This is a genomic window from Kineobactrum sediminis, from assembly GCF_002868715.1.
Lineage (GTDB): Bacteria > Pseudomonadota > Gammaproteobacteria > Pseudomonadales > Halieaceae > Kineobactrum > Kineobactrum sediminis.
The window spans coordinates 742,850-762,987 of record NZ_PKLZ01000001.1; the positions used below are offsets into that span (position 1 = coordinate 742,850).

Annotated in this window: 21 protein-coding genes; 7 read left to right on the top strand and 14 right to left on the bottom strand. The window is 58.6% G+C overall.

What is annotated here, in order from left to right:
* Nucleotides 1-8 precede the first annotated feature (8 nt).
* Genes cyoE through CWI75_RS03325 form a run of 3 tightly spaced genes read right to left on the bottom strand, consistent with a single transcriptional unit; the run spans nucleotide 9 to nucleotide 2,323 of the window.
* Nucleotides 9-905 carry a heme o synthase gene (gene cyoE / locus CWI75_RS03315; RefSeq protein WP_101520016.1) on the bottom strand — a complete coding sequence of 299 codons (897 nt, stop codon included), beginning with the start codon at nucleotides 903-905 and terminating at the stop codon, nucleotides 9-11.
* 8 nt (nucleotides 906-913) lie between these two features.
* Nucleotides 914-1,573, bottom strand: coding sequence for a hypothetical protein (locus CWI75_RS03320; RefSeq protein WP_101520017.1), 660 nt, complete (start codon nucleotides 1,571-1,573; stop codon nucleotides 914-916).
* Entirely contained in the window at nucleotides 1,574-2,323 is a 750-nt protein-coding gene (locus tag CWI75_RS03325; protein ID WP_101520018.1) for an SURF1 family protein, read from the bottom strand.
* A 96-nt stretch (nucleotides 2,324-2,419) separates the two neighbouring features.
* On the opposite strand from CWI75_RS03325, the gene CWI75_RS03330 reads away from it, so the two are divergent.
* Nucleotides 2,420-2,683, top strand: coding sequence for a DUF2909 domain-containing protein (locus CWI75_RS03330; RefSeq protein ID WP_338152685.1), 264 nt, complete (start codon nucleotides 2,420-2,422; stop codon nucleotides 2,681-2,683).
* Here the strand turns inward: CWI75_RS03330 and CWI75_RS03335 are convergent.
* The 5 genes from CWI75_RS03335 to CWI75_RS03360 form a co-directional block, all read right to left on the bottom strand.
* On the bottom strand, nucleotides 2,680-3,654 hold the full coding sequence (locus CWI75_RS03335) for a cytochrome c oxidase subunit 3 (RefSeq protein ID WP_101520020.1): 975 nt from the start codon (nucleotides 3,652-3,654) through the stop codon (nucleotides 2,680-2,682). The two genes, CWI75_RS03330 and CWI75_RS03335, sit on opposite strands and share 4 nt — an antisense overlap.
* Before the next feature lie 42 nt (nucleotides 3,655-3,696).
* Nucleotides 3,697-4,257: a cytochrome c oxidase assembly protein gene (locus CWI75_RS03340; protein WP_101520021.1), complete on the bottom strand. Its 561-nt coding sequence runs from the start codon at nucleotides 4,255-4,257 to the stop codon at nucleotides 3,697-3,699.
* 10 nt (nucleotides 4,258-4,267) lie between these two features.
* Nucleotides 4,268-5,830, bottom strand: coding sequence for a cytochrome c oxidase subunit I (gene ctaD / locus CWI75_RS03345; protein ID WP_101520022.1), 1,563 nt, complete (start codon nucleotides 5,828-5,830; stop codon nucleotides 4,268-4,270).
* 2 nt (nucleotides 5,831-5,832) lie between these two features.
* Entirely contained in the window at nucleotides 5,833-6,948 is a 1,116-nt protein-coding gene (gene coxB, locus CWI75_RS03350) for a cytochrome c oxidase subunit II (RefSeq protein ID WP_241521069.1), read from the bottom strand.
* A 434-nt stretch (nucleotides 6,949-7,382) separates the two neighbouring features.
* Nucleotides 7,383-7,646 carry a YheV family putative zinc ribbon protein gene (locus tag CWI75_RS03360; RefSeq protein ID WP_101520025.1) on the bottom strand — a complete coding sequence of 88 codons (264 nt, stop codon included), beginning with the start codon at nucleotides 7,644-7,646 and terminating at the stop codon, nucleotides 7,383-7,385.
* A gap of 166 nt (nucleotides 7,647-7,812) precedes the next feature.
* Between CWI75_RS03360 and CWI75_RS03365 the strand changes: the two genes are divergently transcribed.
* The gene (locus CWI75_RS03365; RefSeq protein ID WP_101520026.1) at nucleotides 7,813-8,391 is read left to right on the top strand and encodes a gamma carbonic anhydrase family protein; all 579 of its coding nucleotides are present in this window, start codon (nucleotides 7,813-7,815) and stop codon (nucleotides 8,389-8,391) included.
* Here the strand turns inward: CWI75_RS03365 and aroE are convergent.
* The 5 genes from aroE to CWI75_RS03390 all read right to left on the bottom strand — a co-directional run bounded on the left by aroE (nucleotide 8,388) and on the right by CWI75_RS03390 (nucleotide 13,343).
* Nucleotides 8,388-9,224, bottom strand: coding sequence for a shikimate dehydrogenase (aroE, locus tag CWI75_RS03370; RefSeq protein ID WP_101520027.1), 837 nt, complete (start codon nucleotides 9,222-9,224; stop codon nucleotides 8,388-8,390). The two genes, CWI75_RS03365 and aroE, sit on opposite strands and share 4 nt — an antisense overlap.
* A gap of 21 nt (nucleotides 9,225-9,245) precedes the next feature.
* Nucleotides 9,246-10,157, bottom strand: a complete 912-nt coding sequence (gene hemF, locus CWI75_RS03375) for an oxygen-dependent coproporphyrinogen oxidase (RefSeq protein WP_101520028.1) — start codon at nucleotides 10,155-10,157, stop codon at nucleotides 9,246-9,248.
* A 226-nt stretch (nucleotides 10,158-10,383) separates the two neighbouring features.
* Nucleotides 10,384-11,007 carry an L-threonylcarbamoyladenylate synthase type 1 TsaC gene (gene tsaC / locus CWI75_RS03380; protein ID WP_420913245.1) on the bottom strand — a complete coding sequence of 208 codons (624 nt, stop codon included), beginning with the start codon at nucleotides 11,005-11,007 and terminating at the stop codon, nucleotides 10,384-10,386.
* A gap of 114 nt (nucleotides 11,008-11,121) precedes the next feature.
* Entirely contained in the window at nucleotides 11,122-12,243 is a 1,122-nt protein-coding gene (dprA, locus tag CWI75_RS03385; RefSeq protein WP_101520029.1) for a DNA-processing protein DprA, read from the bottom strand.
* A 65-nt stretch (nucleotides 12,244-12,308) separates the two neighbouring features.
* A complete protein-coding gene (locus CWI75_RS03390) occupies nucleotides 12,309-13,343 on the bottom strand; it encodes a LysM peptidoglycan-binding domain-containing protein (RefSeq protein ID WP_101520117.1) in 1,035 nt (344 codons plus the stop codon).
* 225 nt (nucleotides 13,344-13,568) lie between these two features.
* Here CWI75_RS03390 and def point away from each other — a divergent pair, with 225 nt between their 5' ends.
* From def to CWI75_RS03415, 5 genes are all read left to right on the top strand, one after another.
* Entirely contained in the window at nucleotides 13,569-14,075 is a 507-nt protein-coding gene (def, locus tag CWI75_RS03395) for a peptide deformylase (RefSeq protein ID WP_101520030.1), read from the top strand.
* A gap of 19 nt (nucleotides 14,076-14,094) precedes the next feature.
* On the top strand, nucleotides 14,095-15,057 hold the full coding sequence (gene fmt / locus CWI75_RS03400) for a methionyl-tRNA formyltransferase (RefSeq protein ID WP_101520031.1): 963 nt from the start codon (nucleotides 14,095-14,097) through the stop codon (nucleotides 15,055-15,057).
* Entirely contained in the window at nucleotides 15,054-16,340 is a 1,287-nt protein-coding gene (rsmB, locus tag CWI75_RS03405) for a 16S rRNA (cytosine(967)-C(5))-methyltransferase RsmB (protein ID WP_101520032.1), read from the top strand. Before fmt ends, rsmB begins: the two co-directional genes overlap by 4 nt.
* Nucleotides 16,341-16,437: 97 nt before the next feature.
* The gene (trkA, locus tag CWI75_RS03410) at nucleotides 16,438-17,814 is read left to right on the top strand and encodes a Trk system potassium transporter TrkA (protein WP_101520033.1); all 1,377 of its coding nucleotides are present in this window, start codon (nucleotides 16,438-16,440) and stop codon (nucleotides 17,812-17,814) included.
* A gap of 10 nt (nucleotides 17,815-17,824) precedes the next feature.
* Nucleotides 17,825-19,273, top strand: coding sequence for a TrkH family potassium uptake protein (locus tag CWI75_RS03415; protein ID WP_101520034.1), 1,449 nt, complete (start codon nucleotides 17,825-17,827; stop codon nucleotides 19,271-19,273).
* Here CWI75_RS03415 and djlA read toward each other — a convergent pair.
* Nucleotides 19,270-20,064 (bottom strand): co-chaperone DjlA, encoded by a 795-nt coding sequence (gene djlA, locus CWI75_RS03420; protein ID WP_101520035.1) that lies wholly within the window; start codon nucleotides 20,062-20,064, stop codon nucleotides 19,270-19,272. The genes CWI75_RS03415 and djlA overlap by 4 nt on opposite strands.
* Nucleotides 20,065-20,138 lie beyond the last annotated feature (74 nt).

Below are 20,138 nucleotides of genomic sequence, written 5' to 3' on the forward strand. Positions count from 1 at the left end.
TGCGGCCCTCAAGCCATGGTCATGGGAAACATATAATGATCGACGAGCATGATAACGAACAGCGCCATCAGATAAATGATGGAATACCGGAAAGTGGCCATGGGCGCGGCCGGGTCCCTGTTCCGTAACAGCTCAAATGCCCAGTACAGAAACCCTGCCCCCAGAACCACCGCGCCGAGCAGATACAGGGGGCCACTCATGCGGGTTACAAATGGCAGCATTGTTATCAGGAACATGATAATCGTATAAAGCATGATATGCAGCCGGGTAAACATGTCACCGTGGGTAACCGGCAGCATCGGAATATCCACCGCCGCGTATTCCTCTTTACGGTGAATGGCCAGCGCCCAGAAATGGGGCGGCGTCCAGGCGAAGATGATCAACACCAGTAACAGGGCATGGCCGTGTATCTCGCCAGTAACGGCGGTCCAGCCCAGCAGCGGCGGCGCCGCCCCCGCCAACCCCCCAATGACAATATTCTGTGGCGTGGCCCGTTTCAGGAACAGGGTATAAATAAACGCATAGCCTATCAGGGACGCCAGCGTCAGCCACGCCGTCAGTGCGTTCACCCAAAGCAGCAGAATTGCCATGCCGGCGCCTCCCAGAATCAACGCAAACACACCGGCTTGCAGGGTGGAAAGCCGGCCCTGGGCGATGGGACGCTTGCTGGTGCGGGCCATGCGCAGGTCGACCCGCTGATCAACCAGGTGGTTGACGGCGGCGGCGCCGGCGCAGAGCGCGATGCCCAGATTGCCAAGGATCAACACATCGAGTGGCACCATACCCGGCACCGCCATGAACATGCCGATAACCGATGTCAGGATCATCAGCAGGACAACGTTGGGCTTGGTGAGCTCCTTGTAATCACGCCATGTGGCTTTGCCGGGTAGTACTGATTCTGCCATAGTGCCCTCTAGTTCCCGGAATTCTTCAGCAGGAATTTAAGATCCGAGATAACGTCTTTGTAATTGTCCCCGGCGTTGTAGGACATCATTATCCAGCCGGCCGGATCTGCCAGGTACCACGTATCGGCAGCACTCGTGGTCTCGGGAAACAGTGCCCGATACTCCGCTGGCGCCACCTCCAGGACAGTCAAACCCGGATGGTCACGTTCAAGCAGGCGCTCAAGGTTCGCCGGCACCGGGTTGCTGTCACTCAGGGACGCCACATCCAGGCCGGTCTGGGCCGCCGCATGATCGCCGATGTAGAACCGCCGCAGGCGCGGGAAGTACTTTCCCATCGCGGTATGGATCTGCCGGGTGAGGTAAAGATTATGTTCACACTGGGCGCCACAGCTTGCGCCGGCATTGGCTACCAGCAGCGTCCACTGCCGATCACTGTTTACCCAGGGCAGCGGGTTGCCGGATGGCAGCACGGTTTCCGCTTCGGCCAATGAACGAGGCGGGGTTACCAGTTCGCCCTTGTTGGCGGTGCCCAATACCTCAACGATATCGAGATTCCCCTGCACCACAAACCACCATAACCAGCTCGCGGCAAGGATTATGGTGACTGGAATACCTGCAATCAGCAGCAGGGTCCTGCGTCCATCGGTATTTGGTTGCTGCGCCTGCATTTATTTATCATCCTCTTTGCGTGTAATCAGCTGCCACAGATTGGAACTGCGCAGCAGGAAAAAAAATGCCAGTACTGCGGCCATGGTAAACCACTGGAAAGCATAACCCTGATGCTTTTCGGGACTGGCGTTAACTACCTGCCAGTCAACCGCAAGCGCCCCGGGCTGGCCTTCATCAATTCGCACAACATAAGGAAACAGGGCACTGTCGGTAACGGTTGCCAGCAATGGCCCTAGTTTGTCGATCTCCAGCGCCTGCACCCGCAGAGGCCAGGGAGGCGACAGCTGCTGCTCTCCCAGCAGGAAAGGTTGTCCGGGTGGTACGTAGACATGCCCGGTAATGTCCAGCATACCGGCAGGCTCCGTTACCTCAGGCAACTGCTGACGCCCCGGGTCACCTGCGATCCAGCCACGATTGACCAGGACAGCCTGGTTACTCGCCGGCAAGACAAACAGGCCGACAACTTCATAGCCAAAACGACCCGCGACAATCCTGTTATCCAGCAGCAGATAATGCCCGGGCAGAAACTGGCCGCGCAGGGCAACCCGGCGGTAGGCGTCTTCGGCGGTTCCCGGCAGAGTATCCAGGGCAACCGGGGCTTGCTGCTTTCGCTCTTCCCAGTTTATCTGCAGTGATGCTTTTTCGTCGGCACGCTGCAATTGCCAGAAACCCAGCGCCACCAGGGCCGGGAACAGCAATAAGGTCAGCAGAGTAATCCGCCATTCGAGATCAAGCTGCAAACGTACCATTACTCAAGTCCACTGAAGTTAAAGTCCTGCGCCGCGGCCCTGCCATGCGCCTGACTGGTTTATACTGTGTCAATAGAGAAAAGGAGCAGAACATTGTTGAAAATCGCGATTGTAGTCATGATGCTGGCCCTGATTGCCAGCCTGGGAAGCGGTTTTTACTTTCTGATGGTGGATCAGGGAGATAAAAACCAGCGCAGGACCTTCCATTCGCTCGGGGTGCGCATTGGCATAGCGATCACCCTCGCCGGGCTGATCGTCTATGGTATTGCCAGCGGCCAGCTGGGCCATCGCAACCCCTGGGATGCCGGCCCGCGGCCACAGGCATCCCAGGACGAGGCCCCTGCAGACGAAGGCCCTTAAAGAATATAAACAAACAGGAACAGGAACACCCACACCACATCAACAAAGTGCCAGTACCAGCTGGAAGCTTCAAAGCCGAAATGGTCGTCCGCAGTGAAATGCCCGCCCTTGACGGAGCGCAACCACTGGATCAGCAGCATGGTCATCCCCATCACCACGTGAAAGCCGTGAAACCCCGTCAACATGAAGAAGGTTGAGCCGTAAATGCCTGAGTTGAGGGTTAGCCCGTAATGCGCATACGCCTCGTAATACTCAAGGATCTGCAGCCCGACAAACAGCATCCCCAGCACAACAGAGATGCCGAGCCAGAGGTTGAACTTGCGCTTGTTACCGTCGAGGATGCCCATGTGGGCAATATGGACGGTGACACTGGATGACAACAATACCAGGGTGTTCCACATTGGTAACCACAGGTACCAGGCGGCAGCTTCGCCAAAGGCCATGGACTTTTCAGCGCTGGTAAAACTACCCATGTTGGCGATCGGCTGGTTCGCGGCGCCGCCTACGGCTTCTTGCGGCGTCAGTGACATGGGCCAATTATACTCAAAGCCCTCCCACAGCAAGTGGTTCATGCGCCCGCCTTCGCCCTCGCCCGCGAGCCAGGGGCCCACCAGGTTGCGGAGATAGAACAGCGCACCGAAAAATGCGAGAAAGAACATCACTTCCGAAAAGATGAACCAGAACATACCCAATACGTAGGATTTTTTCAGCTGGGCGCTGTTAAGGCCCGCTATGTTCTCCTTGATGGCTATCCGGAACCAGGCGAACAGGGTAGCAGAGAAAAAGAACAGGCCGACCCAGAAAATCGTCCACGAGTTGGTCTCCACACCGGGGTCGCCAAAGGTCATGTCGTTCATGATGCTGGCGGCACCATAGGTGCTCAGAAACAGGCCAATTGTTGCACAGATGGCCATCTTGCTTTTTTCCGGTACGTAATACTTCTCGTACTCTGTGGAACTCTGGGTTGTCATTGTATCTCTCCGTTTGAAGCACCCGTCCCCCCGGACCGGGCGTTAGCGTGCGGCGACGTCGCCGTCCACAAGATCTGTAATGTCGAATAGCGTGTAGGACAGGGTAATGGTCTTGATATCCTGGGGCAGGTCGCGATCCACTATGAATTGCAGGGGCATATCCGTCGCGGTCTCACCATCCAGTGGCTGCTGGTTAAAACAGAAGCACTCGGTCTTGTGAAAGTAGGCCGCGGCGCGAGCAGGGGACACACTGGGTATCGCCTGCGCAATCATTGCCTGAGGCAGAGGATTGCGTGCAAGAAATACCGTGTCATTGCTGGCACCGGGATTTACTTTCATCATGGTTACGGATGGCCCGAACTCCCAGGGCATCGATTCGTTGTTGGTTGCAACGAACTGGATTGTAATCGTTCTCGACTCGTCCACCCCGGCTTGTACCGCGGTATAAGCCTCACCACTGGTCTTGCCGTTAATGCCAAGGGCATCACAGAGCACGTCGTACAGCGGCACCATCACCACAAAGACAAAGGCAAACATCGCCACCGCGGTTGTCACCAGCTTGATCACGGTGTCCAGTACAGGGTTGTTGTTTAACCTCAGCATCGTTCTACCCTCACTTCACCTGGGGAGGTGTTTCGAATGTGTGGTAAGGCGCAGGTGTAGCGACTGTCCATTCGAGGCCCTCTGCACCATCCCAGGTCTTTTCTTCACTGGTAGGCTTGCCCGCAACAATAGTCGCTACGACGTTGTAGAGAAACAGGATCTGGGACGCGCCATAAATGAATGCGCCAATACTGGACAGCATGTTGAAGTCGGCAAACTGCAGCGCGTAGTCCGGAATCCGGCGCGGCATACCGGCCAGACCTACAAAGTGCTGCGGGAAGAAGGCAATGTTGAAGCCGATAAAGGATATCCAGAAGTGGGTTTTACCCATGGTTTCGTTGTACATGCGGCCGCACCACTTGGGCAGCCAGTAGTACACCGCGGCACTCATGGAGAACACCGCACCCGCTACCATTACATAGTGAAAGTGCGCGACCACAAAGTAGCTATCGTGATACTGGAAGTCAGCCGGTGCAATAGACAGCATGAGGCCGGTAAAACCACCGATAGTAAACAGCACAAGGAAGCCGATCGCGAACAGCATGGGGGTTTCAAAGGTCATGGCGCCGCGCCACATGGTACTGACCCAATTGAACACCTTAACCCCGGTAGGAACGGCGATCAGCATGGTGGCGTACATGAAGAACAGCTCACCCGCGACAGGCATGCCCACGGTGTACATGTGGTGCGCCCAAACCACAAAGGACAGAAAGGCGATTGCGGCAGTCGCATAGACCATGGAGTCATAGCCGAACAGCGGCTTGCGGGAGAATGCCGGGATGATCTGCGAGACCACACCGAAGGCCGGGAGAATGATGATATACACTTCAGGGTGGCCGAAGAACCAGAAAATATGCTGGAACAGAACCGGGTCACCACCGCCCGCCGCGGAAAAGAAGCTGGTGCCGAAGTGGATATCCATCAACATCATGGTCACAGCCCCTGCCAGTACCGGCATCACTGCCACCAGCAGGAAAGCTGTTATCAGCCAGGTCCAGACAAACATGGGCATCTTCATGTAGGTCATGCCCGGGGCGCGCATATTCATCACCGTGGCGATGATATTGATCGAACCCATGATGGAGGACAGACCCAGCACGTGGATGGAAAAGATAAAATAGGTAACCGACGGCGGCGCATAGGTGGTGGACAAAGGTGCGTAAAAAGTCCAGCCAAAAGCCGGGGCACCACCCTCCATGAACAGGGTGGACGCCAGGATCAGGAACGCCGGTGGCAGGATCCAGAAGCTCCAGTTGTTCATTCTCGGCAGAGCCATGTCCGGCGCCCCGATCATCATCGGGATCATCCAGTTGGCCAGCCCCACGAATGACGGCATGATGGCACCGAACACCATCACCAGGCCGTGCAGGGTCGTCATCTGGTTGAAGAATGCAGGATCAACCAGTTGCATGCCGGGCTGGAACAGCTCGGCACGGATAATCATGGCAAAGGAACCGCCCAGGATAAACATGGCAAAGGAAAACCACAGGTACATGGTTCCGATGTCTTTGTGGTTGGTGGTGAACAGCCACCGGCTAAGGCCCTTGGCAGGACCATGATGATGATCGCCCATCTTTAATTCTCCCCTTGGCCTTGTTTGTGGTTGTACACGTCAATGGGCTGAACCATATCGCCCATATTATTACCGAAAGCATTACGCTGATAGGTAATCACCGCGGCCATCTCCACATTGTTGATCTGTGACCCGAAGGCCTGCATCGCTGTGCCGGGAACGCCGTTGATACCAATTTCCAGATGGGCGTCAATATCGCCCGTGGCAATGGGGCTGCCCGCGATGGGCGTACCCACACCGCCTTCGCCGTTCGCACCATGGCACGCCAGGCAGTTACGATCGTAGACTGTCTCACCGCGCTCCATCAATTCGTCCAGCGTGAAGGTCTGGGCCATCAGTTCGCTGACCTGAGCGGCTTGCGCCTGCTTCTCGTCCAGCCACTCGGCGTAGTCCTCTTTACTCACGACATTGACAACGATGGGCATGAACCCGTGATCCTTGCCGCATAGCTCCGCACACTGACCACGATAGATGCCTTCGGTGCTGACGCGGGTCCAGGTTTCGTTGATAAACCCGGGGATGGCGTCCTTTTTCACCGCCAGTTCCGGCACCCACCAGGAGTGAATAACGTCATTGGCGGTGACCAGAAAGCGCACCTTGGTGTCAACGGGAATCACCATGGGCTCGTCGACCTCAAGCAGATAGTGTTCGCCCTTGGCCTCGGCGTTTCTGATTTCGCTCTGGGGTGTGCGCAAGCTGCTGAAGAAGACAACGTTTTCGCCCTCTTCATTCAGGTATTCATATTTCCAGCGCCACTGGAAGCCGGTGACCATGATATCCATTTCGGCGTCGTCAAAATCATAGATCTCAAGCAACGTTGACGTTGCGGGCACGGCCATACCAATGAGGATCAGGAACGGCACTACGGTCCACGCAATCTCTACCTTGGTGCTCTCGTGAAAAGTAGACGGTGTAACGCCACGAGATTTACGGTGATAGTAGATGGAGTAAAACATCACCCCGAAAACAAGCGCACCGATAATCACGCAGATCCAGAAGATGAGCATGTGCAAGTCAAAGATACTTTGACCGATTTCGGTAGCGCCGGGTGACATATTCACCTGATTCACCTTGCCGCCAGCAGCCAGAACGCCGGCACTCGCCAGGCTCAGGAGCATCAGCACAGGAGCAAGCGCCAGCTTACGCAGCCTGTTCGCTTTCAAGACCATTTCCCGTGTCTCCATAGTCATCACAAAAATTCCCCCTACCAAAACCACATCACCGCCAATTGTTGCCGCACATCTGCTTGCAAGTCCCGCATTGCCGCTGGCAGGAACCCCTGATACCAGGGTCCTCCGCCTGAGGACGGGAAATAATGGGGTGGTTGCCGGTTTCAGCTGTTACCGCCCGCCTGCGACCAGCTGCCGCAGTTTAGAGCGCGGGGATTATAGCGAAAGCCGGCGCTAAAAAATACTGATATGCCGATTTTGTAGGGCTTTACCGCGGAATTTGCAGGCGCTGTAATGAACTCGCCAACTGCCCATATCTGGTGGTAAAAAAGTGAGTGCACCACCAGATATGGGGCGCACTCAGCCCAGAGGACCCGGAGCATTCAGTTGCCGGGGTCGGATTTCTTTGCTGGTTCCATAATGCGAACCACCGATACAGGCGTTTCCACCCGCCTGGCGGCGGCACGGCTCACCCGGGTAGCGGGTTCTTTGCTAACCAGCGGATCGGGGGGGCGGGGATCACTGAAACCACAGGCGACACACTCACGCAGGTCCGTATCGCGGTCCACAAGAATGGTATCCATCGCACTGCAGCGTGGGCATACAGCGCCGGCGATGAAGCGCCGGCTGGAGGGGGAGCGGGGCATATATCATCCTTTGGCCAGCCGCAGCTGGCCGACTACTTGACAGGCCTCCATTGTAACAGAATCAGGGAATGGATCTGCCCGCCCACAGTTACACGGATCGCACAACCGCTGGCCAGTGACGGAAAGTGTCGCTATGGTGTAAACATGACCTCAGGGAGTTTTTACTATGCCTCGCTACACGGCCGGCAGTGTTCGCAGCTTTGGCGGACACTTGCCACAAATCGGTAAACAGGTGCTGATCGACCCCAGCGCGGTGGTGCTCGGCGATGTGGTACTCGGAGACGATGTCTCGGTGTGGCCGCAGGCGGTCATTCGCGGCGACATGCACTCGATCCGCCTGGGCGCCCGCACTAGTGTACAGGATGGCTGCGTACTGCATATCACCCATGCGGGACCCTATAACACGGAAGGCTGGCCACTGCTGATCGGTTCCGAGGTGACCATTGGCCACAAGGCGATCCTGCATGGCTGCACTATCGGCAACAGGGTCCTGGTCGGAATGGCGGCGACCGTGATGGATGGCGTTGTGGTAGAGGACGAGGTGGTCATTGGTGCCGGTGCACTGGTTACGCCCGGCAAGACCTTGCGCAGCGGCTATTTATATGCCGGCAGCCCGGCGCGGGAAGTGCGGCCGCTAACCGAAGCGGAACGCAACTATTTCAGCTACAGCGCCGACAACTATGTACGCCTCAAGGACCGGCACCTGGCCGAGCTTGACCAGGAGCCTGTCGGACTCACCTCCTAGGCCGCGGCCAAAAGCTGCCGCATCTGGTTGATTACCGGCTGTGTTGCCGGGCGCACCTGCCGCCAGCGGTAAAACGACTCTGCCGCCTGCTCAACCAGCATGCCCAGGCCGTCCGCTACTGCCCAGGCCGTGTTCTGTGCCGCCCAGCGCATGAACACTGTGGGCTCGTTCCCGTATACCATATCGTAGCAGCAGCTGCGCTCCGCCAGGCCCATCTCGGGCAGGGCCGGCAGCTCGCCATAAAGGCCCGCACTGGTCGCATTTATAACGAGGTCGAACTCGTGCCCCGCCAGCACCTCATAACCGCCGCCCACGATATCGCCCAGGTCGGCAAAGGCATCGGCAAGCTCGTGTGCGCGGGCCGCGGTGCGGTTGGCTATCATCAGAACAGCCGGGTGTTCACGCAGCAGTGGCTCGAGAACTCCGCGAGCAGCACCCCCGGCGCCGAGCAGTGCGATGCGCCTGCCCTGCAACTGCCAGCCCAGATTCGCCACCATGTCTCTCACCAGGCCGATGCCGTCGGTGTTATCGCCGGCAATACCACCGTCCTCGCAAGCGCTAAGGGTATTAACCGCGGAGGCCCGGCGGGCCCGGTCGGTTAATGTGTCGGCAAAGGCAAAGGCCTCCTGCTTGAAGGGTAGCGTCACATTAAGGCCGCGACCGCCACTCGCAAAAAAACGCTCCGCCGCACGCTGAAACCCATCCAGCTCTACCCTGACTGCGCGGTATTGCATGTGCTGGCCACACTGTTCGGCAAAGGCTGCGTGGATAGCCGGGGATTTACTGTGTTTGATGGGATTGCCAAACACGGCGTATTTGTCCTTTTCAGTCATGATAATGTTGCGCCTTGCGTATCAGGGTGCCTGCTGTAACCAGTCACGGGCCTGCAGGTAATACTCCGTTAGCTCTGCCTCGGGGGAGCCAGGCTCCGGCTGATAATTATATTCCCAGCGTACCAGTGGCGGCAGCGACATCAGGATAGCCTCGGTCCGACCATCGGATTGCAAACCAAATAGTGTCCCCCTGTCAAATACGAGATTGAATTCCACATAGCGACCCCGACGGTAAAGCTGGAACTGGCGCTCGTGTTCGTCCCAGGGCTGGTTCTTGCGCCGCTGCACAATCGGTCGATAAGCCTGCAGAAAGGAGTCGCCAATGGAGCGCATAAAGGAAAAGCAATTATCAAAACTGCCCTCGCTGAGATCGTCATAAAACAGGCCCCCTATGCCCCTGGGCTCACCCCGGTGCTTCAGGTAGAAATAGTCGTCGCACCACTTTTTATAGCGTGGATAAACACTGGTACCAAAGGGCTCACAGGCAGCGGCTGCTACCTGGTGCCAGTGTACGCAGTCCTCGCGGTTGCCATAATAAGGCGTCAGGTCGTAACCGCCGCCAAACCACCAGACCGGCTCTTCACCCGGCTTTTCCGCCACAAACAGCCGGACATTGGCATGGGAAGTGGGCACATAAGGATTGCGTGGGTGAATCACCAGGGATACGCCCATGGCCTGAAAGCTGCGTCCTGCGAGCTCCGGTCGTGACGCAGTCGCGGAGGGGGGAAGACTGGCCCCCATCACATGGGAGAAGTTAACGCCTGCTTTTTCAAATACCGCCCCCTCGGCGAGTACCCGGGTACGACCACCGCCACCCTCGGCGCGCTGCCATTCGTCAATGATGAATTCAGAGCCACCGTCTTCAGCGGCGAGCTCATCGCATATGTTTTCCTGTAATTGCAAAAGGTAGGATTTGACGGCATCCAGTTGCATAAATCATCTCGTGATTGCTTGGCGACGGGGCTTATTATACGCATCGCATAGCGCTGGGGGCACTAGGAGCCTGTCGGACTTAAGCGTTCGTAGCGAGGGAAAGTCCGGTTTGAGTCATTTTTTGAGCAATTTTGAGGCGAATAGTGGTTCTATTTAACGAGAAATTGCTCAAAAAAGGGCCAATCCGGCTGTTCCGCAGCAGAGCAGCCTTAAGCCCGACAGGCTCCTAGGATCGAATAATTCGATCGGTCAGCAAATCGCGAATAACGGAGGGCCGGGTGGCGCCGCCCACCGCACCGGGAACGATGTAATCAAGCTGTTGCTGAAAGTAACGGCGCACCTGGAAAGCGGCTGTTGCCGGCCTGCTGCCGGCAGGATTGGCCGAGGTTGACACCAGGGGGCCACCCCAGGCACGACATAGGGCGGCCACCGTGTTGTGAGCGCTTACTCGCACCGCAATGGTATCGTGCTCACCGTGCACCCAGGCCGGAATGCAATTATTATGCGGCAGTAACCAGGTCGTGGGGCCGGGCCAGGAAAGAGCCAGTTTGCTGCGCTGGGCCTCGGTGAGCGTTGCCAGCAATGGTGCAAGCTGGCTCATATCGGCAGCAACCAGAATCAGGCCCTTACTCACCGGCCGCTGCTTCAGGTCCAGCAGCCGCGCTACCGCATCGGGATTGCCGGGATCGCAGGTCAGCCCCCAGACAGCTTCGGTCGGGCAGGCTATGACGCCGCCCTGGCCAAGGACGCGAACTGCGGCCCGCAGGTGGAGTTCGGAAGTCAGGTTCAGCTCCGCAATAACGATAATAGCGAAAAAAAGGCAGCCATTACGAACGGGTTGATAGTGCACCCCCTGATAACGGCAACAGGCAGTCGATTCATAATATGGCTCCAGTGGCGTTGAGCAAGCCAGCGCCGGGAGGGGAAATTTACCGGCTTGTCCCCATCAAGGCAAGCCCGGCGCTTAACGGCGCACATAGCCACCGCCGCGGCGACTCACAAGGCCGTTCACTTCAAGTGCAGACAGCACCGCCAGAATCTCGGCGACCGAACGGTCACCAGCCTGGACCAGCTCCTGTATCGTCACCACGTCAAAGCCAACCTGGGCCAGCACCTGCCGCGCCGCCGGTTCCAGCCCGATAACAGCCGGCAGGCTTGCTGTCACGGGAAAAAGTTCGTGCTGTAACTGAAAGGCCGCACCAAGTTCCGGCAGAATATCATCAATCGTTTCTACCATAACGGCGCCATCACGGATCAAACGCAGGCAACCACGGCCGCCGGAATGGTCGGGAAACCAGGGCAGGGCAAAGACCTCCCGGCCCTGCTCGAGAGCCGTGCCTGCGGTGATCAGTGAGCCGCTGGGCAGCGCTGCCTCCACCACCAGAACACCCAGCGACAAACCGCTGATAATACGGTTCCGGGCCGGGAAGTGCCCCGGAAGCGCCGGTGTGGCGGGCGCAAACTCACTAACCAGGCAACCCCGCTCCAGCAACTCCAGCGCCAGGGTGCGATGTCGGCGGGGGTATATCTCATCTACGCCGGTCGCCATTACGGCAACACTGGCACCGTCTGCTTCAAGCGCACCCCGGTGGGCGGCACCGTCAATACCCAGCGCGAGGCCGCTGGTAATGACGAGCCCCGCCCTCGACGCTGCAGCCGCCAGACTCCCGGCACTGCGCAGGCCGGCAGGACTCGCTTTACGGCTGCCCACTACCGCCAGTTGCGGCCGCTGCAGTATTTCAGCAGCTCCGCGCACGTAGAGTAGCGGCGGCGGATCAGGAATGGCAGCGAGCGCGGCAGGGTATCCGGGCTCTCCCAGGGCGAGAACCCAACCATCGACCGCCAACAGGCTGTCGAGCTGATGATCCACATCCCGGAGAGCGCGCGGGTGTTTACCACATCGCCTGGCGAGCTCCAGGTCTGCCAGCACCGCGGCACCGGGATTCAGTTTATCCCAGCAATCACGATCTGCGGACCACAACGCGGCGGGGGAACCAAAATGTTGCAACAATTGCCGAAGCCGGCCGCGGTCCAGACTGGGGAGACTGTGCAATAACAGGCACAGCCGCGAGTGAGACGCATCCATACATCATCCTTGACGTAATGTCTGTTCAATGTAAGGCAACCATTCCATGGTCGCCGTTCCAGCTGTCAGGGATTCCTGACCTTGTCCATCACCTTCAATGGCCGGCTGGCCTTGAGTACCAGCGCATAGCTGGCCTTGTCGAACACTTCGAACACCATCAACAGGCCGGCACGGGTGTCGGGCAGGGACACATTCTCGCCCGCCACCCGATCATAGACCGTGCTGCCCGCCTGGTAAATCGCCAATACGTTGCCAACCTCAAGGCCTTCACGAGCGCCGCGATTAAGCACGACAATATCGTCGGTCCCTATCTGGCTCAAACCACCATCCACTGCAATCATGAAACCATCAACAATCCCGGAGCGTGGCGCCCGCGGCTGGAACATGGCATCAAGCACGCGTTCCTGCAGGGGCAGCAGTCGGTCGGCAATACGCACTTCTTCCGTTACCCGGGTAACTTCCAGTTCGGTGATGGGATCGGTATTGCTACCAATCAGGCGCGAGCTGCCGATATCCCGAGCCTGGTAACCGAGCACTTCATCGGTCAGCGGGTCCACGTAGGTATCACCTGCCCGGTAAATCTCGAATCTGCGCTCGCCGTCGGGAAACATGCCGCGGCCGTAAATGCGGTCGCCAGGCGCACTGAGAAGGCGGTCCTGGTTCCCGGCGACTACGTAGGCGGTATTATCGAGGTCATCGCCATTTAAAATACGATGGCGCTTGAGAAAGGCCCCTATCTGGTCCAGGGGAATCGCCGGAATGGCCGTATCCAGTGGCTGCACCCGCATGTTGGGTTCAAGCTTTACCTCGCGCCCGCGACGCACACGCAAACGGGGCTCCCCATTAACCCAGGTCAGGTAGAGCTCATCCCCGGGATAGATCAGGTGGGGATTGTCGATCTGCGGATTCACGTCCCACAATTCCGGCCAGAGCCAGGGCTCTCGCAAATACATCCCGGAAATATCCCAGAGGGTATCTCCTTTCTTTACGATGTAGGTATCGGGCAGATCATCATTAAGCTCTACCGCTGCCTGCAGCCAGGGACTTGACAGCAGACTCCCCAGAAAAAGCAGGTAAACCGCAAAAGACTTCACTCTCATCATTACGTCCAGCCTGGCCTTGTTATCGTTTTTCCGCCGGTCAGAAAACGGCAGAACTTCTCCCATGCGAGCAGGTCTATAACAGCAACCCCGATGCGGGTGCTGGGCACTACCCTGCCAGCAGTTATATAATGGTCTCAGTTTGCGATGGCCCCGAGCCCGTGGCAAGCCCCAATGTGACTAATTCACCATTGGCCCGTTAAGTCCGACAAGGCACCAGATACCATGGCTATACTCGACATCCTGGAATTTCCCGACCCGAGGTTACGAACTCGCGCGCAGCCCGTTGCTGAAGTTACCGACGCCACGCGGGCGTTGCTGGCGGACATGTTCGAAACGATGTACGCTGCGCCCGGTATCGGCCTGGCGGCAACGCAGGTCAACATCCAGCAGCGCCTGTTGGTGATTGATGTTAGCGAAAACCGCAGTGAACCCCTGGTTTTTATCAACCCGGAAGTGACCGTGCTGGATCCGGAACTTGGGGAGTATGATGAAGGCTGCCTGTCCGTACCCGGTTTTTACGAGACCGTACAACGACCGCAACGAATCTCGGTTACCGCCCTGGACGCTGACGGTGAGACCTTTACCCGGGAACTTCAGGGATTGCTGGCGATCTGCCTGCAACACGAAATTGACCATCTCGACGGCAAGCTGTTCGTAGACTATCTCACACCTTTAAAAAGACAGCGCATCCGCAGAAAACTGGAGAAAGAACATCGACGCCAGGCCTGACTCCTCCTCCAACCCACCCTTGCGCATCGTTTTTGCCGGCACGCCGGAATTTGCAGCCACACACCTGGCGACCCTGCTGGAGAGTGAACATACTGTTGCGGCTGTTTATAGCCAGCCGGATCGACCGGCAGGACGCGGTAAAAAACTCCAGGCAAGTCCGGTCAAGGAGGTTGCGCTGGCCGCGGGAATTCCGGTGTTACAGCCAGCGAGCCTGCGCCGGGAGGATGAAGTGGCACGGCTGGCGGCCCTCGACGCCGATGTTATGGTCGTCGTCGCCTACGGCTTGATTTTGCCACAACCAATACTTGATGCCCCGCGGATGGGCTGCCTCAATGTACACGCCTCTTTACTGCCACGCTGGCGCGGGGCCGCCCCCATCCAGCGCGCCATTGCCGCCGGTGATACGGAGAGTGGCATCACCATCATGCAAATGGATGCCGGCCTGGATACCGGAGCCATGCTGGCGACGGCCCGCTGCGCCATCCTGCCCCATACCACCGCGGGCGAGCTGCATGACCGACTTGCCGAGCTTGGCCCGCCACTGCTCTTGAAGGTACTGGCCGATCTGCCCGAATACCAGAAAACCGCCCAGGTGCAGGATGATACCGCCGCCACCTACGCTCATAAAATAGAAAAGTGCGAAGCTGCCATCGACTGGCGCCAGGATGCCGCGACCCTGGCACGCGCAATTTGCGCCTTCAATCCATTCCCGGTCTGTTACGGCGTGCTGCAGGGTGAACGCGTCCGTATCTGGCAGGCCAGGGCACTGGCGGAAACCCACACTGATGTCACACCCGGTACGATATTGCGGGCCGGGCGCGAGGGTATTGTGGTGGCCTGTGGCCAGGGGTCACTGTGTATTGATACCCTGCAACTGCCCGGTGGTAAGGTACTTGCCGCCGGGCAGGTTCTGAATGCACGCAGCGCCCTGTTCGCCGATGGTGCCCGCTTTGAATTACCGGCGCAGGAGCAAAACCAATGACTACGGATACTCGCGCCGCCGCGGCCCTGGTGATCACCGACGTTCTCGGTGGCGCCTCCCTGAACCAGTTGCTGCCCCCGGCTCTTGATACCGTGGCCGAGCGCGATCGCGCGCTACTGCAGCAATTGTGCTATGGCACCCTGCGCCGTTATCCCCGACTCCAGCCGCAACTGGGCCAGTTACTGGATAAACCCCTGCGCAGTCGCGACCGCGATATCGAGGCGCTGCTGCTGGTGGGTCTTTACCAGCTCGCAGACACCCGGATTCCGGACCATGCCGCAGTAGCGGCGACCGTGGCAGCAACCCTTGCCCTGGACAAGTCATGGGCCAAGGGACTCTGTAACGCCATTCTGCGTCGCTACTTGCGCGAGCGAACCACGCTGGAACAGCGACTGAGCCCCGCGGCCGCGGCCTCCCATCCCCAGTGGCTATACGACATCATTGCGCGCGACTGGCCGGAGCAGGCCGCGGCGATCCTTGAGGCCAATAACCAGCAACCGCCGATGGTACTGCGGGTCAATCGCCAGCAATACAGCCGCGACGCCTACCTGGCGCTGCTCGCCGATGCCGGCATTGAAGCCCGTCCCGGGCAACTGGCCCCAGAAGCCATCTACCTTGAGCGGGCGGCGGATGTGACCTCTTTGCCAGGCTTTGCCGGGGGTGCCGTTAGCGTGCAGGACGAAGCGGCACAACTGACCGCTCACCTGCTGCAGGCGCAACCGGGCGAGGCCATCCTGGATGCTTGCGCCGCGCCCGGTGGCAAAACCTGCCACCTGCTGGAACTCGAGCCCGGATTAAACCTGACGGCAATGGATGTGGACAAGCAACGTCTGGAGAGAGTGCGGGAAAATCTGCAACGACTGTCCCTGGAAGCCAGCGTAGTGCGCGGTGACGCCTCGCTGCCACCCTCACTATTCCACGGCCGGCTTTTCAACCGGATTCTGGTGGACGCACCCTGCTCGGCCAGTGGCGTGATACGACGACACCCCGACGTGAAATTGCTGCGCCGCCCGGAGGATATCCGCAAACTGGCCGCGCAGCAGCTACGCATCCTGCAGGGGCTGTGGCCTTTGCTGGCGCCCGGAGGGCAGCTGTTGTATGTCACCTGCTCGGTCATAGAAGAGGAAAACAGTGGTGTGCTGCAACAGTTCCTGGACGCAACACCCGACGCCGGGTTGCTGCCGGTGAGCGTTGGCCATTCACGTTCCTGCGGCGGCCAGCTGTTACCCCAGGCAGACGGGCCCGGCGGCCTGTTTTTCGGCCTGCTTGAGCGCGCCGGGTGACAATGCCCACAAGCTGCACTATTTCGCCCTGAATGGACTTACAATCCGCAGGGCTTTTCTTTAAGGTGCAAAGAATTTTACGCAGGCGCTCCCAGCAATGAAAATCATCATTCTCGGTGCCGGCCAGGTAGGCGGTACACTGGCCGAACACCTGGCTAACGAGCAAAACGATATCACTGTCGTCGACACTGACGGCAAGCGCCTGAAAGCCCTGCAGGACCGGCTGGATATTGGCACCGTGACCGGGGGAGCTTCGCATCCGGACACCCTGTACCAGGCCGGCGCCGAAGACGCCGACATGCTGATCGCCGTGACCAACAGCGATGAAATCAACATGATGGCCTGCCAGATTGCCCACTCCCTGTTTAACACCCCTACCAAGATCTCCCGGGTACGCTCGCCCAACTACCTGGCCTATCAGGAAAAGCTGTTCACCCCGGACCATATTCCCGTTGACGTGATCATTGGCCCCGAACAGCTGGTAACCAAGAATATCGTCGAGCTCATCGCCAATCCCGGGGCGTTGCAGGTACTGGATTTCGCCGATGGCCGGGTGCAGCTGGTCGCGGTTCGCGCCTACCACGGTGGGCCGATTGTCGGCCATCAGTTGCAGGAAATCCGCCAGCACATGCCCAAGGTGGATACCCGGGTGGCGGCCATCTTCCGCCAGGACCGGGCCATCATTCCCGAGGGCGACACCGTGGTCGAGGCCGACGACGAGGTCTTTTTCATTGCCGCTCGCAAGAACATCCGCGCGGTCATGTCAGAGCTGCGCAAGGTCGACAAGCCCTACCACCGGGTGATCATTGCGGGAGGCGGCAACATCGGCGCCACCCTGGCGCAGAGCATTGAGCGCAACTACCAGGTCAAGGTTATAGAACAGTCCTATGACCGCTGCCGGGTACTCTCCGAATCGCTCAAGCATGCCATCGTATTGCACGGCAGCGCCGCGGAGCCGCAATTGCTCTCATCAGAGAATATAGAATCCACCGACGTTTTTTGTGCCCTGACCAATAACGACGAATCCAACATCATGATGTCGATGCTGGCCAAGCGTATGGGCGCCAAGAAGGTCATCACCCTCATCACCAACCCGGCCTATGCCGATCTGGTGGGCGACGAAATTGACATTGCCATTTCACCGCAACAGATCACCATTGGCAGCCTGCTGACCCACGTGCGGCGGGGGGACATCAGTAATGTCCACTCTCTCCGTCGCGGGGCCGCCGAGGCAATTGAGGTTACTGCACGGGGCGACAGCAGATCTTCCCGGGTAGTCGGCCGTCGCCTGGACGAGATTTCCCTGCCTGAAGGTGTGACGATTGGCGCCATTGTGCGCGGCGATGAAGTATTGATTGCCCACCGCTACGTCGTGGTGGAGACCGATGATCACGTCGTCCTCTTCCTGATCGATCGCAACAAGATCTCCGCTGTAGAAAAACTGTTCGCCGTCGGTTTCGGCTTCTTTTCCTGACGGGCCGCCCATGCACCTGACTGTTTCAATGCGTATCCTCGGATTGTTGCTGATGCTGTTCAGCAGCACCATGGCAGTGCCTCTGGCCATTGCCCTGATCGACAACGATGCCACTGTCAGGTCCTTTTCCAGCGCACTGGGACTGACCTTCCTGGTGGGCCTGGCGCTGTGGCTGCCGGTAAGGAATGTGCGGCACGAACTGCGAATCCGCGACGGCTTCCTGGTGACCTCCCTGTTCTGGACGGTACTCGGTATTTTTGGTTCCCTGCCACTGTTGCTGACCACCAGCCTGGCCCTGAGCCCTATGGATGCCATTTTTGAATCCATTTCCGCGCTGACCACCACCGGCGCCACCGTGATGACCGGCCTCGATGGCCTACCCGGATCCATCCTGATGTACCGCCAGCTACTGCAGTGGCTGGGGGGCATTGGTATTATTGTCATCGCGCTGGCGATCCTGCCGATGCTGGGTATCGGGGGGATGCAGCTGTACCGGGCCGAAATACCAGGCCCCAGCAAGGATCGCAAACTCACTCCCCGGATCGCCGAAACCGCAAAAGCCCTGTTCGCAGTCTACCTGGCCCTGACGGTGGTCTGCGCAGCGGCGTTTTACGCGGCGGGAATGTCGGGCTTTGACGCCGTCGCTCACGCCTTTTCCACCGTCGCCATAGGCGGGTTCTCTACCCATGATGCGAGCATGGGCTATTTTGACAGTGACGCCATCCTCTTGATCTGCACCCTGTTCATGGTTATCTCGGCGATGAATTTTGGCCTGCACTTCCTGTCCTGGCGGCGCCGCAGCCTGGCCGCCTATGGCCGGGATTCGGAGTCCCGCTTCTTTCTCGGGGTCCTGTTGCTGGGCATAGCCATTACCTGCAGCTTCCTGATAATCAGTGAGACCCTGACCCTGGAGGAGGGTCTTGTACACGGCCTGTTCCAGACCGTCTCAATTGCGACCACCACCGGCTTTACCACCCAGGATTTCGCAGTCTGGCCCACCTTCCTCCCGATCATGCTGATCATGTTTTCGTTCATGGGCGGCTGTGTCGGCTCAACCGCAGGCGGCATCAAGGCGGTACGCCTGATGCTGATCGGCAAACAGGGACTGAGGGAAATGAAGCAGTTGGTTCACCCCAAGGCGGTGATTCCCCTGAAGGTTGGGAAACACCGCGTGGAGGCAACTGTGGTTAGCGCAGTCTGGAGCTTTTTCGCCGTTTACATGTTTGTCTTTGTGACCATCATGCTACTGCTGCTGGCAACCGGGCTGGACTTTATTACCGCCTTTTCTGCCGTCGCGGCCTCATTGAACAATCTCGGGCCGGGCCTGGGCGCAGTCGCTGCCAACTATGCCGGTATCAGCGACTTTGCCAAAGGTCTGCTGTGCCTGGCGATGCTGCTGGGGCGACTGGAAATCTTTACTTTGCTGGTACTCTTTACACCCATGTTCTGGCGGCTCTAACGGGAGCCGTTGCGGTGCTTGCGGATAAGGTCGTAGGCCGCGGTAATTTCCTGGGATTTCTCGGTTGCCACCTGCAGCATATCCTCGGGCACGCCTCTGGCGATCAGCTTATCCGGATGATTCTGGCTCATCAGCTTACGATAGGCATGTTTCAATTCCCGATCACCGGCGGCGGCGGTGAGCCCCAGTGCGGCGTAGGCTGCCTGTAATCTGTCGGGGGAATCCGGTTGCCCGGCGTCACGGTGATGGAACTGCTCCTGGGCCTGGGCCATGCGTAACAGTTGCTCCAGCTGCAGCCGGTTGAAGCCGAGCAGGGCCGCGATAGTGCCCAGCGCCTCGTGTTCTTCCGGCTCAATGCCGTGGTCGGCAAGCGCCAGGGAAATCAAAAACAGGAGCATGGTCTGGCGGAGTTGAGGCTGGCGGCCGGCAACTTCGACGAAAGCGGACACCGTACTGTGCAGCTGAAACTCCGGGGAGGCACCGCGCCGAAACAGGTCAATGGCGCGTTGGCGCTGGGTGGAATCCAGCCGCATTTGCCGGATGATCATCTCGGTGTGATCGACTTCCTGCTGCGATATACGACCGTCGGCCTTGGCCATATAGCCCAGCAACAGGAAAATGGTCTCGAAAAACTGCTCCTTGATACGGGCGATATTCTCGGCTGACCCGGCCTGCAGGGTTTGTCCCAGCCCGCGGTCGAATATATGGCCAAGGAAGAGGCCTGCGATCAGCCCGATGGGGCCGCCAACGATCAGGCCAATGGCGCCAGCAACCAACTTGCCGAAAATCATAACACTCCTGCTGTCACGTGAATCAGCGCAGGCACGCTGGGTTGTGTAAACCTGTGTGGTTGCGCATATTATGC

Bases quoted from the DNA above. Each gene is read 5' to 3' on its own strand.
- cyoE (WP_101520016.1), bottom strand. From the start codon at position 905: ATGGCAGAATCAGTACTACCCGGCAAAGCCACATGGCGTGATTACAAG.
- CWI75_RS03320 (WP_101520017.1), bottom strand. From the start codon at position 1,573: ATGCAGGCGCAGCAACCAAATACCGATGGACGCAGGACCCTGCTGCTG.
- CWI75_RS03325 (WP_101520018.1), bottom strand. From the start codon at position 2,323: ATGGTACGTTTGCAGCTTGATCTCGAATGGCGGATTACTCTGCTGACC.
- CWI75_RS03335 (WP_101520020.1), bottom strand. From the start codon at position 3,654: ATGACAACCCAGAGTTCCACAGAGTACGAGAAGTATTACGTACCGGAA.
- CWI75_RS03340 (WP_101520021.1), bottom strand. From the start codon at position 4,257: ATGCTGAGGTTAAACAACAACCCTGTACTGGACACCGTGATCAAGCTG.
- ctaD (WP_101520022.1), bottom strand. From the start codon at position 5,830: ATGGGCGATCATCATCATGGTCCTGCCAAGGGCCTTAGCCGGTGGCTG.
- coxB (WP_241521069.1), bottom strand. From the start codon at position 6,948: ATGCTCCTGAGCCTGGCGAGTGCCGGCGTTCTGGCTGCTGGCGGCAAG.
- CWI75_RS03360 (WP_101520025.1), bottom strand. From the start codon at position 7,646: ATGCCCCGCTCCCCCTCCAGCCGGCGCTTCATCGCCGGCGCTGTATGC.
- CWI75_RS03365 (WP_101520026.1), top strand. From the start codon at position 7,813: ATGCCTCGCTACACGGCCGGCAGTGTTCGCAGCTTTGGCGGACACTTG.
- aroE (WP_101520027.1), bottom strand. From the start codon at position 9,224: ATGACTGAAAAGGACAAATACGCCGTGTTTGGCAATCCCATCAAACAC.
- hemF (WP_101520028.1), bottom strand. From the start codon at position 10,157: ATGCAACTGGATGCCGTCAAATCCTACCTTTTGCAATTACAGGAAAAC.
- dprA (WP_101520029.1), bottom strand. From the start codon at position 12,243: ATGGATGCGTCTCACTCGCGGCTGTGCCTGTTATTGCACAGTCTCCCC.
- CWI75_RS03390 (WP_101520117.1), bottom strand. From the start codon at position 13,343: ATGAGAGTGAAGTCTTTTGCGGTTTACCTGCTTTTTCTGGGGAGTCTG.
- def (WP_101520030.1), top strand. From the start codon at position 13,569: ATGGCTATACTCGACATCCTGGAATTTCCCGACCCGAGGTTACGAACT.
- rsmB (WP_101520032.1), top strand. From the start codon at position 15,054: ATGACTACGGATACTCGCGCCGCCGCGGCCCTGGTGATCACCGACGTT.
- trkA (WP_101520033.1), top strand. From the start codon at position 16,438: ATGAAAATCATCATTCTCGGTGCCGGCCAGGTAGGCGGTACACTGGCC.
- CWI75_RS03415 (WP_101520034.1), top strand. From the start codon at position 17,825: ATGCACCTGACTGTTTCAATGCGTATCCTCGGATTGTTGCTGATGCTG.
- djlA (WP_101520035.1), bottom strand. From the start codon at position 20,064: ATGATTTTCGGCAAGTTGGTTGCTGGCGCCATTGGCCTGATCGTTGGC.